General features: G+C 52.0%; 1 rRNA gene. It reads right to left on the bottom strand.

Features of this window, described 5'->3' with window-relative positions:
* Positions 1-82 precede the first annotated feature (82 nt).
* Positions 83-2,974, bottom strand: a 23S ribosomal RNA gene (locus ACSZPK_RS26865).
* Positions 2,975-3,078: the final 104 nt, after the last annotated feature.

The following is a 3,078-nucleotide window of genomic DNA, read 5'->3' as shown; positions in this document are numbered from 1 at the left end:
TGCGTGTTCTGGCAAATTTTCGGTTTGTGTCGACTTCACCTTCGACACCCTCTGCTACCAGAGCAGATTGTTTGGGTGTTATATGGTCAAGCCTCACGGGCAATTAGTATGGGTTAGCTCAACGCCTCACAGCGCTTACACACCCCACCTATCAACGTCGTAGTCTTCGACGGCCCTTTAGGGGATTCAAGATCCCAGTGAGATCTCATCTTGAGGCAAGTTTCCCGCTTAGATGCTTTCAGCGGTTATCTTTTCCGAACATAGCTACCCGGCAATGCCACTGGCGTGACAACCGGAACACCAGAGGTTCGTCCACTCCGGTCCTCTCGTACTAGGAGCAGCCCCTCTCAAATCTCAAACGTCCACGGCAGATAGGGACCGAACTGTCTCACGACGTTCTAAACCCAGCTCGCGTACCACTTTAAATGGCGAACAGCCATACCCTTGGGACCGGCTTCAGCCCCAGGATGTGATGAGCCGACATCGAGGTGCCAAACACCGCCGTCGATATGAACTCTTGGGCGGTATCAGCCTGTTATCCCCGGAGTACCTTTTATCCGTTGAGCGATGGCCCTTCCATACAGAACCACCGGATCACTAAGACCTACTTTCGTACCTGCTCGACGTGTCTGTCTCGCAGTCAAGCGCGCTTTTGCCTTTATACTCTACGACCGATTTCCGACCGGTCTGAGCGCACCTTCGTACTCCTCCGTTACTCTTTGGGAGGAGACCGCCCCAGTCAAACTGCCCACCATACACTGTCCTCGATCCGGATGACGGACCAGAGTTAGAACCTCAAGCATGCCAGGGTGGTATTTCAAGGATGGCTCCACGCGAACTGGCGTCCACGCTTCAAAGCCTCCCACCTATCCTACACAAGCAGGCTCAAAGTCCAGTGCAAAGCTACAGTAAAGGTTCACGGGGTCTTTCCGTCTAGCCGCGGATACACTGCATCTTCACAGCGATTTCAATTTCACTGAGTCTCGGGTGGAGACAGCGCCGCCATCGTTACGCCATTCGTGCAGGTCGGAACTTACCCGACAAGGAATTTCGCTACCTTAGGACCGTTATAGTTACGGCCGCCGTTTACCGGGGCTTCGATCAAGAGCTTCGCTTGCGCTAACCCCATCAATTAACCTTCCGGCACCGGGCAGGCGTCACACCCTATACGTCCACTTTCGTGTTTGCAGAGTGCTGTGTTTTTAATAAACAGTCGCAGCGGCCTGGTATCTTCGACCGGCATGTGCCTACGGGGTAAACCCTTCACACTCACCGGCGCACCTTCTCCCGAAGTTACGGTGCCATTTTGCCTAGTTCCTTCACCCGAGTTCTCTCAAGCGCCTTGGTATTCTCTACCTAACCACCTGTGTCGGTTTGGGGTACGGTTTCTAGTTACCTGAAGCTTAGAGGCTTTTCCTGGAAGCATGGCATCAACCACTTCTCATTCTAAAAGAACGATCGTCATCAGCTCTCGGCATTGAGATCCCGGATTTTCCTAAGACCTCTGCCTACCACCTTAAACAAGGACAACCAACGCCTTGCTGGCCTAGCCTTCTCCGTCCCCCCATCGCAGTAACTAGAAGTACGGGAATATTAACCCGTTTCCCATCGACTACGCATTTCTGCCTCGCCTTAGGGGCCGACTAACCCTGCGTCGATTAACGTTGCGCAGGAAACCTTGGTCTTTCGGCGTGCGAGTTTTTCACTCGCATTGTCGTTACTCATGTCAGCATTCGCACTTCTGATACCTCCAGCAAGCTTCTCAACTCACCTTCACAGGCTTACAGAACGCTCCTCTACCGCATCACCTAAGTGATACCCGTAGCTTCGGTGCATGGTTTGAGCCCCGTTACATCTTCCGCGCAGGCCGACTCGACTAGTGAGCTATTACGCTTTCTTTAAAGGGTGGCTGCTTCTAAGCCAACCTCCTAGCTGTCTAAGCCTTCCCACATCGTTTCCCACTTAACCATGACTTTGGGACCTTAGCTGACGGTCTGGGTTGTTTCCCTTTTCACGACGGACGTTAGCACCCGCCGTGTGTCTCCCATGCTCGGCACTTCTGGGTATTCGGAGTTTGCATCGGTTTGGTAAGTCGGGATGACCCCCTAGCCGAAACAGTGCTCTACCCCCCAGAGTGATACATGAGGCGCTACCTAAATAGCTTTCGAGGAGAACCAGCTATCTCCGAGCTTGATTAGCCTTTCACTCCGATCCACAGGTCATCCGCTAACTTTTCAACGGTAGTCGGTTCGGTCCTCCAGTTAGTGTTACCCAACCTTCAACCTGCCCATGGATAGATCGCCCGGTTTCGGGTCTATACCCAGCGACTAAAGCGCCCTATTAAGACTCGCTTTCGCTACGCCTCCCCTATTCGGTTAAGCTCGCCACTGAATATAAGTCGCTGACCCATTATACAAAAGGTACGCAGTCACCTAACAAGTAGGCTCCCACTGCTTGTACGCATACGGTTTCAGGTTCTATTTCACTCCCCTCTCCGGGGTTCTTTTCGCCTTTCCCTCACGGTACTGGTTCACTATCGGTCAGTCAGTAGTATTTAGCCTTGGAGGATGGTCCCCCCATGTTCAGACAACGTTTCACGTGCGCCGTCCTACTCGATTTCATTGACAAGAGATTTTCGTGTACGGGGCTATCACCCACTATGGCGGCACTTTCCAGAGCCTTCCACTAATCTCAAATCAACTTAAGGGCTAGTCCCCGTTCGCTCGCCACTACTAAGGGAATCTCGGTTGATTTCTTTTCCTCAGGGTACTTAGATGTTTCAGTTCCCCTGGTTCGCCTCTTACACCTATGTATTCAGTGCAAGATAACCAGCTTATGCTGGCTGGGTTCCCCCATTCAGAAATCTCTGGATCACAGTCTGTTTGCCGACTCCCCAAAGCTTATCGCAGGCTACCACGTCTTTCATCGCCTCTGACTGCCAAGGCATCCACCGTATGCGCTTCTTCACTTGACCATATAACCCCAAGCAATCTGGTCATACGTCTCAAACGTGAAGACGACATTCGCCGAAAATTTGCACTTGAGAACAACGCAAATTTTACCTTGATTGATCAACTG

The sequence above is a fragment of the Pseudomonas sp. LRF_L74 genome (genome assembly GCF_965644255.1).
In the GTDB taxonomy this organism is placed as follows: Bacteria; Pseudomonadota; Gammaproteobacteria; order Pseudomonadales; family Pseudomonadaceae; genus Aquipseudomonas.
This window is presented reverse-complemented; position numbering and strand designations above follow the sequence as displayed.